The organism is Aurantibacter sp. (assembly GCF_039941195.1).
Taxonomy (GTDB): domain Bacteria; phylum Bacteroidota; class Bacteroidia; order Flavobacteriales; family Flavobacteriaceae; genus Aurantibacter_A.
Window position 1 is genome coordinate 1 of record NZ_JBDVFA010000016.1, and the last position, 15,664, is coordinate 15,664.

The 15,664-nt window shown below is 35.5% G+C and carries 12 protein-coding genes; 10 read left to right on the plus strand and 2 right to left on the minus strand.

Features of this window, described 5'->3' with window-relative positions; translation table 11 throughout:
* From ABJF52_RS02695 to ABJF52_RS02740, 10 genes are all read left to right on the plus strand, one after another.
* On the plus strand, positions 1 to 830 hold an 830-nt coding region (locus ABJF52_RS02695; RefSeq protein ID WP_348145922.1), incomplete at its 5' end, for a family 43 glycosylhydrolase.
* 38 nt (positions 831 to 868) lie between these two features.
* Positions 869 to 1,633, plus strand: a complete 765-nt coding sequence (locus tag ABJF52_RS02700) for an SDR family NAD(P)-dependent oxidoreductase (protein ID WP_348146012.1) — start codon at positions 869 to 871, stop codon at positions 1,631 to 1,633.
* A gap of 75 nt (positions 1,634 to 1,708) precedes the next feature.
* Positions 1,709 to 3,163, plus strand: a complete 1,455-nt coding sequence (aldA, locus tag ABJF52_RS02705; protein ID WP_348145925.1) for an aldehyde dehydrogenase — start codon at positions 1,709 to 1,711, stop codon at positions 3,161 to 3,163.
* Positions 3,164 to 4,258: a mandelate racemase/muconate lactonizing enzyme family protein gene (locus ABJF52_RS02710; protein ID WP_348145928.1), complete on the plus strand. Its 1,095-nt coding sequence runs from the start codon at positions 3,164 to 3,166 to the stop codon at positions 4,256 to 4,258. It abuts the gene before it with no gap.
* 5 nt (positions 4,259 to 4,263) lie between these two features.
* Positions 4,264 to 5,307, plus strand: a complete 1,044-nt coding sequence (locus ABJF52_RS02715; protein WP_348145931.1) for an aldose epimerase family protein — start codon at positions 4,264 to 4,266, stop codon at positions 5,305 to 5,307.
* A 63-nt stretch (positions 5,308 to 5,370) separates the two neighbouring features.
* Positions 5,371 to 6,393 carry an L-rhamnose/proton symporter RhaT gene (locus ABJF52_RS02720; protein WP_348145933.1) on the plus strand — a complete coding sequence of 341 codons (1,023 nt, stop codon included), beginning with the start codon at positions 5,371 to 5,373 and terminating at the stop codon, positions 6,391 to 6,393.
* An 8-nt stretch (positions 6,394 to 6,401) separates the two neighbouring features.
* Positions 6,402 to 7,115: an SDR family NAD(P)-dependent oxidoreductase gene (locus tag ABJF52_RS02725; RefSeq protein ID WP_348145936.1), complete on the plus strand. Its 714-nt coding sequence runs from the start codon at positions 6,402 to 6,404 to the stop codon at positions 7,113 to 7,115.
* A 113-nt stretch (positions 7,116 to 7,228) separates the two neighbouring features.
* A complete protein-coding gene (locus ABJF52_RS02730; RefSeq protein WP_348145939.1) occupies positions 7,229 to 9,037 on the plus strand; it encodes a DUF5060 domain-containing protein in 1,809 nt (602 codons plus the stop codon).
* A gap of 1 nt (position 9,038) precedes the next feature.
* Positions 9,039 to 10,349: an MFS transporter gene (locus ABJF52_RS02735; protein ID WP_348145942.1), complete on the plus strand. Its 1,311-nt coding sequence runs from the start codon at positions 9,039 to 9,041 to the stop codon at positions 10,347 to 10,349.
* Complete coding sequence (locus ABJF52_RS02740; protein ID WP_348145945.1) at positions 10,336 to 11,499, plus strand: mandelate racemase/muconate lactonizing enzyme family protein; 1,164 nt, start codon at positions 10,336 to 10,338, stop codon at positions 11,497 to 11,499. The genes ABJF52_RS02735 and ABJF52_RS02740 overlap by 14 nt, the downstream gene beginning before the upstream one ends.
* Before the next feature lie 11 nt (positions 11,500 to 11,510).
* Here the strand turns inward: ABJF52_RS02740 and ABJF52_RS02745 are convergent, their stop codons facing one another.
* Both ABJF52_RS02745 and ABJF52_RS02750 read right to left on the minus strand, forming a co-directional pair.
* Positions 11,511 to 12,284, minus strand: coding sequence for a carbohydrate-binding family 9-like protein (locus tag ABJF52_RS02745; RefSeq protein ID WP_348145948.1), 774 nt, complete (start codon positions 12,282 to 12,284; stop codon positions 11,511 to 11,513).
* A 4-nt stretch (positions 12,285 to 12,288) separates the two neighbouring features.
* Positions 12,289 to 15,600, minus strand: coding sequence for a DUF5107 domain-containing protein (locus ABJF52_RS02750; protein WP_348145950.1), 3,312 nt, complete (start codon positions 15,598 to 15,600; stop codon positions 12,289 to 12,291).
* Positions 15,601 to 15,664: the final 64 nt, after the last annotated feature.

A 15,664-nucleotide genomic window follows, 5' to 3' on the forward strand; every position in this document is an offset into this window, starting at 1 on the left:
ACCCTGAAAAGAAAGTTTTTCCTTGGGATAAATCAGAAGTATGGTGCGCGAGTTCTAAAGACGGATTAACTTGGAAAGATGAAGGCTTAGCTGTCGGACGAGGTCCAACAGGTGCTTATGATGATCGCTCAGTTTTTACACCAGAAGTTTTAGCCCATGAGGGAAAATATTACCTCGTTTATCAAACAGTAAAAGCTCCATATGTTAATCGTGTTAAAAACCAGGTGGGGATGGCAATTGCTGATTCGCCTCTTGGACCTTGGGAAAAATTAAAGGAGCCAATTCTATCTCCTACAGATAATGGAAGATGGCTTGGCGATGAAGACAGCCGTTTTAAGGTAGAAGAAAAAGGTGATTTTGATAGCCAGAAAGTACATGACCCTTGTTTAATGTATTATAAAAATAAGTTCTACCTGTATTATAAAGGTGAGCGCATGGGAGAAGAACATTATTTAGGTGGTAGAGAAATTAAATGGGGCGTGGCAATAGCTGATAAAATTGAAGGTCCATATAAAAAATCAGCTTACAATCCTATTAGTAATAGCGGACATGAAATTTGTGTTTGGCCTTATCAAGGAGGAATGGCTGCTATGTTGACCTCTGATGGACCGGAGAATAATACAATCCAATGGTCACCAGATGGTATTAATTTTGAAATTAAATCGCATATTGGAGGTCGAACAAAACCACCACATGCTGCCGGTATTGTTCGTACGATAGATTCAGATAAAAGCCCATTGGCTGCACTGGAGTGGGGTATATGTTTTGACGCAAAAGAGGGTTGGAATTATATTACTGGCTTTAAAACCTATGTGCAAAAAGCAGAATAAAAAGAATATCAAACTAGAAAATAAAAGAAGTAATGAGCATATTAAATAATTTTAGTCTTAAAGGAAAAACAGCTTTAGTTACAGGTTGTAAACGTGGAATTGGTAAGGCCATGGCTATTGGATTAGCGGAGGCTGGTGCAGATATTATTGGGGTTAGCGCAACTTTAGAAGAATATGGTAGTATGGTTGAGCAGGAAGTTGAAGGATTAGGACGAAAATTCAAAGCATACACATGCGATTTTAGTAATCGCGAATCGCTATATGAGTTTATAAAAAATGTAAAAGATGATTTTCCTAAAATAGACATTTTAGTAAATAATGCAGGAACTATCTTGAGAGCTCCTGCGGTGGAACACTCCGATGAATATTGGGACAAAGTAATTGAAGTGAATCAAACTGCTCAATTTGTTTTGACTCGTGAAATCGGAAAAGAAATGGTCGCTAGAGGCGAAGGTAAAATTGTATTTACTGCATCACTTTTAACTTTTCAAGGAGGAATAACTGTACCCGGTTATGCTGCAAGTAAGGGAGCGATAGGTCAAATGACTATGGCTTTCGCAAACGAATGGGCAGGAAAGGGTGTAAATGTAAATGCTATTGCCCCAGGATACATAAGCACAGATAATACCGAAGCATTACGTAACAATCCAGAGCGTTCAGAATCTATTTTGTCCCGTATTCCTGCAGGTCGTTGGGGTCAACCTGAGGATTTTAAAGGACCTATTGTTTTCCTTTGTTCTGAAGCTTCAGGATATATGAATGGTGGAACTATGCTTGTTGATGGTGGTTGGATGGGAAGATAAAATCTTCATATAGTAACTTCAAATTTTGACGATTGTTAATACCAAAAAAGAATCAACTTCATAATTAAGAACATTATGGCTGAAATAAAAGAGTATAAATTATTTATCAATGGAGAATGGGTGAAATCTACGTCAGGAGAAACCATAGATATTGTTAGTCCTTCTACTGAAGAAATAGTGGCTAAAGTTCAAAATGGAACAGCGGAAGAAGCAGTACAAACATTAGAAGCAGCTGATAAAGCACAGAAAGAATGGAAAAAGTTGCCAGCAAGATCCAGAGCAGATTTATTGTATAAATTGGCAGATGAAATTGATGCTAATACTGAAGAATTGGCTCAGTTATTAGTTAAGGAGCAGGGTAAACTTTTAAAAGTAGCCCGTTTTGAAGTAGCAGTTGGTGCTTCATTTATCAGATATGCTTGCGAAGGTGCAAGAAGAATTGAAGGGGATATAATTCCTTCGGATAATCCCAATGAACAAATTTGGATTCAAAAAGTACCAAGAGGTGTAGTTGTAGCCATTACCGCTTGGAATTTTCCATTTGCATTAGCTGGCCGTAAACTAGGACCTGCCTTAGTTGCTGGTAATACTATCGTTATTAAGCCTACCTCAGAAACTCCTTTGGCAACATTAGAACTTGGTAATTTAGCTAATAAAGTAGGTATACCAGCCGGGGTGATAAATATATTGACTGGACCGGGAAGGGCTATGGGCAATGCCTTAGTGGAAAGTCCAATTTGTAAAATGGTTACCATGACGGGTTCTACGCCAGTAGGGCAACAGATAGCTCGTAATGCAGCACAGAATTTGACGCATGTTCAGTTAGAATTGGGAGGAAAAGCACCTTTTATTGTTTTTGAAGATGCAGAAATTGATGCGGCCGTGGAGGCAGCTTTACATTCTCGTTTTGATAACTGTGGGCAAGTATGTACCTGTAATGAACGTATGTATGTTCATGAGGGAATATATGATACATTCATGGAAAAATTCCTAGTAAAAGTTGCCCAAATAAAGGTGGGTGACCCTATGTTAGAAGATACAGATATGGGGCCAAAAGTAAATGGTTCTGAACTTCAACATATGGAGCATTTAGTGGCTGTTTCTGTAAAGGAAGGCGCTACAATTGCAGCAGGTGGTAATCGTCCTAAAGGCGCGCAATTTGAAAAAGGATTTTGGTTTGAGCCAACAGTGCTAACTAATGTTACACAGGACATGACTATTGTTCATGAAGAATCTTTTGGACCAATTCTGCCGGTATTAAAATTCAAAACTTTTGATGAGGTTATTGGTTACGCCAATGATTGTGAGTATGGTTTGGCTGCAATGGTTTTTACAAATGATATGAACACAATCATGAAATGTAATGATGAATTGGAATACGGTGAAATTTATGTTAATCGTGGTCATGGAGAACAGCATCAAGGTTTTCATAATGGCTATAAACTATCGGGTAGTGGAGGTGAAGATGGTAAATATGGTTTTGAACAGTATATGGAAAAGAAGACTTTTTATATTAGACATAAAGCATAAATGAATATAGGAATAAAGAGCATTGACTGCAGACTATTTAGAGTTCCACTACCTGAAGTAATGAATGATGCTAAGCATGGTGATCATACTCATTTTGAGTTGGTTACATCGACTATTGTTTTAAATGATGGTACTCAAGGAACGGGTTATACTTATACAGGAGGTAAAGGGGGGCATGCTATAAAAGCAATGGTTGATAATGATATTGCACCTGCATTGTTTGGTAAGGATGCTAGTGATATTGATGCGCTTTATGATTTTATGGAATGGCATATGCATTATGTAGGTCGAGGAGGTATAGTTTCATTCGCAGTGTCTACAATAGATATCGCCCTATGGGATATTAAATGTAAAAAAGCAGATTTACCACTTTGGAAAATGGCAGGTGGTTCAGGAAATACTTGTAAGGCGTATTGTGGAGGAATTGATTTGCAATTTCCAATTCCGAAGCTATTGAAAAACATGGAAGCCTATTTAGCATCAGGTTTTAATGCGGTAAAAATAAAGATTGGTAGAGAAAATTTAGATGAAGATATTGAACGCATAAAAGCAGTAAGAGATTTTATTGGTCCGGATGTTACATTCATGGTAGATGCCAATTATTCTATGACTGTTGAAAAAGCTATTGAAGCTATTGAAAAGTTTAGGCAATACGATATCACTTGGTTTGAAGAACCGATTATTCCTGATAATTACAAAGGCTTTGCGGAAATTTCGGATGCTACTGACTTTCCATTAGCTATGGGTGAAAATTTGCATACTATTCATGAATTTGAATACGCTATGGCACAAGCAAAACTTTCATATGTACAACCAGATGCTTCGAATTGTGGAGGAATAACGGGTTGGTTAAAAGCTGCCAGATTGGCTAATGAAAATAATGTCCCAGCCTGTTCACATGGAATGCAGGAATTACATGTAAGTTTAGTAGCTGCGCAACCAAATTCTGGATGGTTAGAGGTACATAGTTTTCCTATTGACCAATACACTACAAGACCATTAGTGGTTAAAAATCATCGTGCAGTAGCACCGGATACTCCAGGTATTGGCGTAGAATTCGATTGGAAAAAATTGAATCCTTATAAACAAGAATAGAAATTATGACAACCCTTGAATCAGATTTTGGAGAATTAGAAGGTAATGCAGTTAAATTGTTTACGCTACAAAATGACAATGGGGTTATTGTGAAAATATCAAATTATGGAGCTACAATTACTTCTATAATGATGCCACAAAAAAATGGAGAACCCGAAGAAGTTGTTTGTGGCTTTGATACTTTTCAAAGTTATTTTTCTGATGCTTATCAAGCAAATGCACCATATTTTGGTGGTACTGTAGGTCGCTATTGTTCTCTAATAAAGGATGCTAAATTTACTTTAAACGGTCAAAATTTTGAACTGGAAAAAATTGTCGGTGATAATAATTTGCACGGTGGTAAAGTAGGTTTCGATAAGAAAATTTGGAATGTAAAATCGTTGTCAAATGATATTTCGAAAGTTGAAATGGAATTGGAAAGTAAAGCGCTTGAAGAAGGATTTCCGGGCAATGTTAAGGTTCGAGTTAGTTTTTTATTAACTAATGACAATGAAATTAGAATAGATTATCATGCTATAACTGATGCCGATACACCTTTTACTATAACCAATCATAGTTATTTTAACCTCTCCGGTTTTAAAGCGAATATTGAAAATCACAGCGTTCAAGTTTTATCGGATAAAAAACAACTATGGGATGAAACTGGTGCTGCCACTGGAAAGAATGCCTTTATAGAAAACCAAGTTGATGATTTAAGAGAAGTAAAAACTATTGGAAATGTACATCGTGCAATGGGCGATGGTTTTGAGCACTATTATCTTTTTAAGAATAAAGGTTTTAAGCTTGAAAAAGTAGCCGAAATAAACGAACCAAATAGTGGACGATCTCTATTAGTTTCAACGACTGAACCAGGCATGCTTTTTTATACAGGCAAATATACTTCGGATGAATTACAAAGAGAGTCGGGAGAAAAGTATGGAAAGTATCGGGGATTTTGTTGTGAAGCACATCGGTATCCAAACGGTCCAAATATTCCCAATTCCCCAAAAAGCATACTTAAAAAAGGGGAGACATATGACAGCACTACCATCTTTAAGTTTGAATGGTAGTATTTGATATAACAGTAATTACACTAGAAGTATTTATATAATCAACCAACTAAAAATAACATTATGACTGAAGGAGTTTTATGGGCAATTTTTGCCGGACTAATGTTAGGGCTTTATGCACTACCAGAAAAATTCACTAAAGGTTTTAAATATGAAAATACCTGGAGTCTCTTTTTTCTGCTAACCATGTTTGTAGTGCCACTTATAGCTTCTGTTGTTTTAATTCAGGGCTTTAGTGAAATCTTCGGAAATATGCCTACTGATATTTGGGTGAAAATGGGACTTTCCAGTTTTCTATGGGGAATTGGCGTTATGATGTGGAGTAAGGCAATAAACCACATTGGACTTTCATTAGGTTTTTCAATCTTTATTGGGACAATTATTTTAGTAGGGTCTTTATTGCCTTTTATAGTTGATGGCCTTCCGCCAACAAATGTATTAACCTATGTGTTAATTGGTATTCTGGTCGTTCTTTTGGGGGTAATATTAAATGGAAAAGCGGGTCTTACTCGTGAAAAAGATGAAGCCAAATTAAATACAGCGGAAAATACTATTTCAGAAAAAGGCTCTATGACTACGGGAATTTTGATTGCAGTTATTGGTGGACTTTTAGCTACTGGTTTTAGTTATGCCAATGCGGTAGGTAGACCCTATTTAAGTGAAGCCGTAAAGCAATATGGAAATGCTGATTGGATTACTGCAGTTGCCGTAATGTTCCCAATTTTTATAAGTGGAGGTATTGTTATGACAGCGTACTTTCTTTGGCAACTAAATGCTAAAAAAGCATGGGGTGATTTTAAAACTTCATCATTCGGCAAGAACTTTTTACTGATTTTAATTATGGCAATTTTCCACTATGCGGCATCAGCACTTTTTGCTTTTGCAGCATCAAAATTAGGAGCTGCTGGTAATACTGTTGGTTATGCAATTTTTAATACGGCATCTGTTGCAACAGCTATTGTAAGTGGTATTGCAACTGCAGAATGGGTGCGAGCTTCTCCTAAAGCACGTAAATTTTTATATATGGGATTGGCCTGTATGGTTATTGGAATAGTAATTATTGCTTACGGCAACGGACAAGTATAATGAAAATTATGAATAGGAATTCTCAGCCTCGTGTGGTATTAATAACGGGTGCGAACAGGGGTATGGGCTTGGGATATGTTAAGCATTATCTGAATAATGGATATAGTGTTATCGCTACATATAAAGATGTTGAGAATACAAAAGAATTACAATTTCTTAAAAAGAATAGTCCTAAATATCTTAAAATAATTAAGATGAATGTTGCTGAAGAAAAATCAATTTTAGCAATGAAAAAAATACTAAAAATTGAAAATATAGCGCTATCACTAGTAATTAATAATGCAGGTATTTCTGAAAACGAAGATTTTGGAAATTGGACGAGTAATGCTTTTTTAAAACATTTTAAAGTAAATACTATTGGTCCGGCATTAGTTTCACAAATGGTCACGCCATTTATGTGTAAGAATTCTAAAATTATTCAAATCACTTCAGGTATGGGATCTTTATACCGGAATATAAATGCCACAAGTGCGTTGGATGCGTATGCCGCTAGTAAATGTGCCTTACATAGTATTACAGTACGATTAGCCGAAAAAGTGAGGCATAAAAATATCGGAGTTTTTCTAATTAATCCAGGTTGGGTGAAGACGGTGATGGGTGGGGAAGAAGCGACTTATGCTATCAGTGAAGCTGTTTCGAATATTACAAAGGTTATTTATAATCTTACTATAAAGCAAACCGGAAGTTTTGTTTCAGAAAATGGTGAATCAATTCCGTGGTAACTAAGATTCTCTGAAATAAAATATATATCTTAAAGACAGACTTTTAATGCTTTATTAAATTTTAAGAATTTTAAAGAAAAGCTGTAAATTCTTAATCTAAAATCAACTAAATAATGAACCGAACAATATTCACTTTATTCCTAATGTATTTTTTTTGTTTAACTACTGTAGTAGCTCAGTCTATTGAAGGAGAATTAAAAAAATGGCATAAAATTACTCTAGCATTTAATGGCCCTGAAACTTCAGAAAATGCCGAGGAAAATCCATTCCTAAATTATCGTTTAAATGTAACATTTACTCACAACATTTCTGATGAGAAATTTGTAGTACCCGGTTATTTTGCGGCAGACGGAAATGCGGGTAATTCTAGTTCAGTATCTGGAAATATTTGGAAAGTTCATTTTTCACCAGATCAAGTAGGAGAGTGGAATTATTCAGTGGACTTTAAAAAAGGGAAGTGGGCTGCTGTTAGAGATTCTGAAAAAATTAAAAGTGCTGATTTTATGGATGGTGCTTCAGGTAATTTTACTATTTCTGATACGGATAAAATTGGAAGAGATTTTCGAGGGAAAGGGCGTTTACAATATGTAGGGGAACGTTATTTAAAATTTCAAAACGGCGAGTACTTCTTAAAATGTGGGTCCGATGCTCCTGAGAACTTTTTAGCCTATGATAAGTTTGATGGTACTTTTCACAATGATAGCCATAAAGATGATTTAGTAAAAAGTTGGTCGGCACATGTACAAGATTGGAAAGAAGGAGACCCTACTTGGCAAAGTGGTAAAGGAAAAGAAATTATAGGTGCAATAAATTACCTTTCGTCTAAAGGAATGAATGCATTTTCTTTTCTTACTATGAATATTGCTGGTGATGATCAAAATGTTTTTCCATATGTAGATTATAATACTTGGGATAGATTCGATATCTCAAAATTAGATCAATGGGAAACTTTATTTGAACATGCCGATAAAATTGGAATGTTCATGCATTTTAAAACTTTAGAACATGAAAATCAAGGTTTATTGGATAATGGTGGAACCGGACTTTACACTAAATTGTATTATCGCGAACTTATTGCTCGTTTTGGACATCACTTAGCTATTAACTGGAACCTTGCAGAAGAGACGGGCGATTGGACGGAAACACCACCTACCTTTCCTTTAGATGCGGTAGAACGAATTCGATTAGCTGAATTTATTTCTTCTATAGATCCATATAAGCATCATTTAGTTATACATAATGGATCTTGGTTTGATCCTCTTTACGGACCAGAAACGAAATTTACAGGGGCATCTTTGCAGACCAATAAGGCTGATTTTAGTCGTGTACATTCGCAAACTTTAAAGGTTTTAAATGAAGCCAAGGATGCAGGTAAAATTTGGGCGGTAGCAGTTGATGAACCAGGTGATGCCCAGCATTCACTAATAACGGATGAAGAAGACCCAGAACATAATAATGCTCGTAAAAACGGACTTTGGGGAGCGATGATGGCAGGGGCTTGGGGAACAGAATGGTACTTTGGCTATAAGCACCCACATTCAGATTTAAGTTGTCAAGATTATCGTTCTCGAGATTTATTTTGGGATCAAGGGAAATTTTGCCTTGATTTTTTTAATGAAAATAAAATACCCGTTTGGGAAATGGAATCGAATGATGATCTTATTTCTTCGGAAGGTGATTATGTTTTAGCTAAGGAAGGTGAAGTTTACGTCATATTTCTAAAAAATGGAGGAGAGTCATTTTTGGATTTAGGTAATTTAAATACAGAATATGACGTTTCGTGGTACAACCCTAGAAAAGGTGGTGGACTTCAAAAAAGTAAAGTAAAATTAGTCGCAGGTTCTGGTAAACAATCTTTGGGTTTGCCTCCTGTACGGAAAGAACGAGAATTGGATTGGGTAGTATTACTTACTAAGAATTAGAATGAACCCATCGAACTCAAAAAAGCGTTACAACATACTCGCGATGATTTTTGTTACGGTAGTAATAAACTACTTAGATCGTACAAATATTTCAATAGCAGCGTCTGCACTAAAAGAAGAACTGGGTATTGATGCCATACAAATGGGTTATATTTTTTCTGCTTTTGGATGGACCTATTCCTTGCTTCAAATACCAGGTGGAATTGTTGCTGATAAGGTGAAATCTAGAATATTATATCCAGTTATAATGGCGTTGTGGTCAATTGCAACTTTGATTCAGGGAATGATAAATTCCTTTGCAATCCTGTTGGGACTTCGTGCAAGTATTGGAATGTTCGAAGCACCCTCATACCCAACTAATAATCTGATTGTTACAAGATGGTTTCCAGAAAATGAAAGAGCATCTGCTATTGCAACTTATACTTCTGGGCAGTTTTTAGGCATGGCACTTTTGCTTCCCATACTAACTTTAATTCAAGACGCTTTAGGTTGGCGTGGGCTTTTTATTGTTTCAGGAATTATTGGTTTAGTTTGGGCTGGCGTTTGGTATATGTTTTATCGCGATCCACAAAATCATAAAAGAGTGAGTGATTCCGAACTAAAGTTGATTAAAGATGGTGGTGGACTGGTTGGTAAGAAAGGTCAAAATTCTATTCCAAAAAAGTTCGATTGGTCAGACCTATCTAAAGCATTTCGCTACCGTAAATTATGGGGCTTATACATAGGTCAATTTTGTTTGGGTGCAACCACGATTTTCTTTCTGACTTGGTTTCCTACATACCTAGTAGATTTTAAGGGATTGGATTTTATAAAATCTGGATTTTATGCATCCATTCCATATTTAGCAGCTTTCTTAGGTGTTTTATTAGCAGGTTTTACGTCAGATTATTTAGTAAAAAAAGGATACTCCCCAGAAGTTTCACGTAAAGCCCCGATTGTTACTGGAATGCTGTTATCTATTGCTATTATAGGAGCAAATTATACTGATGATACCACTTTGATAATCGTTTATTTATCAATAGCTTTCTTTGGAAATGGACTTGCAAGTATTGCTTGGATTTTTATTTCCCTTATTGCACCTAAAAATAATATTGGACTTATTGGAGGCACATTTAATTTTATTGGTGGATTGTCTGCAGTAATCGTTCCTATCGTAATTGGGTATTTGGTTCAGGATGGAGATTTTAGTCCAGCATTATTTTTTATTGGAGCATTGGCCTTATTAGGCTTAATTAGTTACACACTAATTGTTGGCAAAATAGAACGTATTAATCCTGAAAATTATAAACTGAAACGCTATGAAAATTACTGATATTAAAACGTATCCTATAAATATTAAAGGAGGTGGTGTGCAGTTGGTTATTAAAGTAGAAACTGATTCAGAATTGTATGGATGGGGATGTTCTGGCCTTTCTGGTAGAGAACTCGCAGTTGTTGGGCTGATTACACATTTTAAAAGTATTTTAATTGGAAAAGATCCTAGACAGATTGGTGCCATTTGGCAATTGCTTTATCGGGGTCAATACTTTGAAGGTGGACGGGTTTTTACTGCGGCAATTTCAGGAATTGATATTGCCTTGTATGATATTAAAGGTAAAGCGTTGGGAGTGCCAGTTTACGAATTGTTAGGTGGGAAGCAACGCGATTTTGTAGAGTGTTTTGCCTCGGTAAGATTTACAACCAAAGAAGAACTATTAGAGTATTCCAGAATTTGTATTAAAGAGGGTTGGAAAGTATTAAGATTGGCACCTGCTGAATTTGAAACTCAGGATGATAAAAGTAAGTTTGAACCACGAGTATCAATTGCAATACTAGCAGATTGGATTACCAAATTAAGAAAAGAAGTCGGATCTGAAATTACCATTGGTTTGGATTATCATACGCGTTTAAATGTGGCAGAAACATATTCGTTTATGAAGCGAATGCCAGAGGGGACAATTGATTTTCTTGAAGAACCAATAAGAGACCAAAATCCTGGTGCATATCAAGAACTTAGAAGAATGGTCGATGTTCCGTTTGCGCTAGGAGAGGAGTTTTCTAGTAAATGGGATTTTATGCCTTTCATAGAAAATAATATTATGCAATATGCTCGCGTAGATGTTTGCAATGTTGGTGGATTAACAGAAGCGATGAAAGTAGCTGCCATGGCAGAAACGCATTATATTGATCTAATGCCTCATAATCCTTTAGGTCCAATTTGTGCTGCAGCATCCATACATTTGGCAGCGGCATGTTCTAACTTTAGCTATTTGGAGGAAGTTAATACCCCTGTGCAGAATATGGGAACTAAAGCCCCTGATTTTTATCCGGTACAGCACAAATTGGAAGGGCCACGGTATCCAGTAACTGATACTCCTGGATTGGGTGTCGATTTTAACGAAGCGTTGGCGGAAAGTCAAGAATTTAAATTGGTTGACATACCTAGACTTCATAGAAATGATGGGTCACTAACGAACTGGTAATCCTTAATTTTTCATTCAACAAATTCTACTAAACCGAATCTATTTGCTTGATGAACGTTTTTTGAAATGTCGTATATAGGAAAAATCGTAGAAGTTGACCTCCGATTCCCTTCTGCATCATTTCTATCTTGGCGCACCGCCAAAAAAGCCCATCGATTTCCAGTTTTTATAGGTACAATTTCACCTAGTTTCCCAAAATTAGCAATTGGAATGGCTAGCTCCATTGTCCAACCTACATCAATATCACTATTATCATTTATAGTTCCATTGTGGGTTATTTCAATTTTAAAATCTGGGTCGTACTTTTTAAAAGCGATGCTTTTTCCATCATAAAAATCATTGAAATAAATAAAATCGTTTGAGGCCTTATTCAAATTTAGTTCATAACCAAAATGTGTATCTAAACTATCAGGTGCAGTTATAAAAAATATTTCGGCACAGTCATCCAAATAAGGCTCCCCATCTCGTTTGGTTTCTCGTGCTGTTAGATAATGATCTTGCATATCATAAAACAGATAGATGTTATCATCATCCCATAACATTCTAATAGTGGTCTGTTGTTTGTCGTCAGGATTAACAATATTGTAGAAATAGTCAAAGGTTCTAGATTCTGTTTTTTGCCAAATTGTCTCGTTTGATTTTCCGTCGATTTCAATTTTTTCAGAAGCTTTTAAAGCCTTAAAAAGAGGTTGTTCACCCAGCGATAATTTTACATCTGACTGCGCTATTACAAGTATAGAATTTAGAAACATGAATAAGAGTAACACTCTTTTTATTAGCTGCATTTTCTTAATTTGATGCCATTACTTTTGCCCATAAATTATTTTTGTATTCTTTTATAGCTGATTGTAATAGTGTTTTAGCATGTTGATTGTTGCCTAAACCTAAATTGCCTAAGGCTTCCAAATAATATGATTTTGAAACTGCTTTTTTGTTAGTAGCCGTTGCCTCTTCAACAGCAATTAATGTATTATTCGCACCATCTTTTCTTTGCTTTTGTGCCCTCGATATTAAATCAGCATACATTTTTTTAGCTAGGTCTTTGTTGCCTAGATTTTCATTTGATTTTGCTTGAAAGTATAAAAGGTCATACATGCCTCGTCCGTTCTGGGCAGCCGCACTTTTTAGAAAACTTTCTTTTGCTTTATTTTTATTTCCAATTTTAGAAAATGCCTCTCCCATGTAATAGTATATCATAGCATTTTTCTCATCGTGTGTAGGTTTACCGACTTCTAAATTCTCTGGATATAATAATGCTTCTTCCAAATGCGAAATGGCTTCTTCATATTTAGTTGCAGTTATTAATTCTTTTGCTTTTAATGTATGTGAATCAACATAATGCCAATAGGTTTCACGACCGCCTTCCCAGGTTCTAAAATGATGTTCGTTAAGAAACTTTATAGCTTCATCGTATTCACTATTTAAATTTAAAAGTGCGACATAGGTTTTAGGAGCTGCTACATCTTTCTTTACAATTTCTAAATTGTTTTTTAGGATGCTTAAATTTTGCTTGTAATCCGAATCTGATTCATCGTAGTATTTCGATAATTCTGAATACCAAAGAGGATTAGAATTATCCAAACTAATTGCTTTAGTCATATACTCAATTGCCTCTTCTGGATTCTTATTATTGTAGAAAGCTCCAAATGCTAGATTTCTCCAAACCATAGGTATACTATTAGCTATAGCTCCAGCTTTTTGCCATGCAGCCATTCCGTCTTCAGGTCTTTTGTCATACAAAAGATTTCCCAAAAGATAATGTGCGGTTGCATTTTGCGCATTTAATGAAATTGCTTTTTCTAACACTATTTCCGTTTCTACTCGGTATGGAAAAGCATAATCTAATGAAATGTTTTTTGCAGCTGTTAATTCTTCATTAGCTTTTTCGTCATCGCCTAGCATTGAATGAAAATAAGCTTTGTAAAATTGAACAAGAATGTTATCTGTGCTTTCCAAAGAATTTAATAGCGCTAAACCATCATCAAAAAGTCCTGCATTGAAGTAATTCGTTGAAATTTCTAAATAATTATTGGCTGAGTCTTGCATGTTTTTATGCCACGCCTTCATTGAAGTTCTATTTTCTAAAAGTTCTTTCTCATATAAAACAGAGAAATCTATTGGGTCATAGGCTAATTGTTTTTCTACAAGTTCTTTTGCTAGTGTTTCTTGTTTGACTTTTCTCAATAAGGCACTATATAATACTACAATTCGTCCATCGCGGTTATTGGTGGAATATGCTTCTTTAATATAATCCAAGGCTTTGTCATAATTACCTTTTGTGCATTCGATTTGAGCAAGCTGAAAATTTCCTGAAGAAAACCATTGATAATACCAGGTGGCTCTAGCTAAGTCTTTATAGGCATCTTCTAAATTTCCAAGTGCTTTATGTGTTAAACCACGATAATAAAACAATTCTCCTTCCTTTGGCTGGTGATATTTTATTTTTAATTTATCTGCAGCAGTTTGCAAATATTTTAGTGCTTCTGAATATTTAGTCTGATTAAATCTGCGTATACCTAAAGCTATATTTGTACGATAATCTGTAGGCGATAATTTTAAGGCTGATAGATAATAATCATCTGGTTCGAGACCAGGTCTTCTAAATTGCTCAACAAATCTTCCTGTTAAGAACAAATCTTCCACAGTTTTTAATTCTTCAGGTTTTTTGACTCTTTCTTGTTCTTCTGGTAATTCGGGTTTGGTAAGTTCCTTTGGAGCGTATGAAATTAATTCGTTCGATTCGTTGTCTAATAAACTTACTTTTAAGTCAAATTCATTTAATGGTCTACGACTTTTATAGGTTGAAGTATATGGATTTGCTGGATCTATAGATATCGTTTTTTCCTCTAGTACAATATCTCCGTTTGATAAAATTACTTTTGCGCTTGTAAATGATTTGGTAGTATTAAAACCATAAAAAACTGATTTCGAATTCCTCATTTGAAGTGTAGCGGAAGCATTAATATTTGAATTTTTAACAATTTCTAAATCGCGTATAGGGTACCAATAGTTTTTTGCATCCTTTACAGAATGAGGCAGTATCCAACTATAATCTGGTTGGTTATTTGAGAAAGTTCCGGTCATAAGCTCTACATAAGCTTTACCATCATCGGTAAGTTTTCTTCTGGCATTCTGACCTTGCAAACCTGGTCCAAATTGCCATAATTTTGAGGCGTTATTTTTAAATGGATCACCTACATGAACGGTTCCTGCATTTTGTCCATAATCATAACCGCCAATAAAACCTTCTTTAATATCCCACATAAAAAATGATACTGGATTAGGATGATTTTTCCACCAAGTTAAATCTACCCCCTCTTCATAACTGGTTCTACCATAGTCATCTGTTGCATTAGTATATGGCCATTGAATGAAGCTACTATTATTATGATAAACACCAATTTCTTGACTGGGAGGCCAAAAGGTTCTAAAATCGTCATTTGCAGTGATTGCCACATTTGCCCAAAATAAAAATGTAGTTGTTACATCACTCGTATTTGTAATTCTGTAATCTACTTCAATAAAAGATCTTCCTGGTCGTAGGGTCATTCCTATTACGCCCCGCATATCTCTAGTTTTTTCAGTTTCACCAATCCAAATCGTGGCACTGCCATCTTCATTCGTAACCATCCGATAATCGCTTTTTATCATTGTCGTGGTTCTATGATGATGCGGAAAACACCATTCAATTCCTCCAGAAACCCAAGCGCCTAGCGTGCCAATTAAATCTGGCTTTATTACACTATTGGTATGAAAAAGTTCATGGCCATTTGTTTTGTCTATTGCCGAGAATAATCTTCCACCAAATTGAGGAAGCACCTTTACAAGCATGTATTCATTTTCCAGGTAAACCATGTTATAAGAAACATCACTTAAAGTGTTATTTAGTTTTGTTTGAGAAGGGTAGGGGTATACTTTACCTTGTGCACCTTGAACGCCTCTTCCAGTATAAAAAATTGGACTTTTTTCGTCGATTCCTTTTTGATACGTTGGAATAATTTCGGTTCCTTCATAAATTTTAACTTGAGCGAAAGATTGCCCAAAATTGGTGATGTACAAGAGTGTGAAAAACAGAATTTTAGTTGAATAATTAGGTTTCATTTTTAAGTTGTTTAATAAGTATAAATTGCTTGGTCAAAATCTTATTAAATATAACGGAAAATGA

Coding starts and splice junctions, on each gene's coding strand:
- aldA (WP_348145925.1), top strand. CDS start 1,709: ATGGCTGAAATAAAAGAGTATAAATTATTTATCAATGGAGAATGGGTG.
- ABJF52_RS02710 (WP_348145928.1), top strand. CDS start 3,164: ATGAATATAGGAATAAAGAGCATTGACTGCAGACTATTTAGAGTTCCA.
- ABJF52_RS02735 (WP_348145942.1), top strand. CDS start 9,039: ATGAACCCATCGAACTCAAAAAAGCGTTACAACATACTCGCGATGATT.
- ABJF52_RS02725 (WP_348145936.1), top strand. CDS start 6,402: ATGAATAGGAATTCTCAGCCTCGTGTGGTATTAATAACGGGTGCGAAC.
- ABJF52_RS02740 (WP_348145945.1), top strand. CDS start 10,336: ATGAAAATTACTGATATTAAAACGTATCCTATAAATATTAAAGGAGGT.
- ABJF52_RS02750 (WP_348145950.1), bottom strand. CDS start 15,600: ATGAAACCTAATTATTCAACTAAAATTCTGTTTTTCACACTCTTGTAC.
- ABJF52_RS02745 (WP_348145948.1), bottom strand. CDS start 12,284: ATGCAGCTAATAAAAAGAGTGTTACTCTTATTCATGTTTCTAAATTCT.
- ABJF52_RS02715 (WP_348145931.1), top strand. CDS start 4,264: ATGACAACCCTTGAATCAGATTTTGGAGAATTAGAAGGTAATGCAGTT.
- ABJF52_RS02720 (WP_348145933.1), top strand. CDS start 5,371: ATGACTGAAGGAGTTTTATGGGCAATTTTTGCCGGACTAATGTTAGGG.
- ABJF52_RS02730 (WP_348145939.1), top strand. CDS start 7,229: ATGAACCGAACAATATTCACTTTATTCCTAATGTATTTTTTTTGTTTA.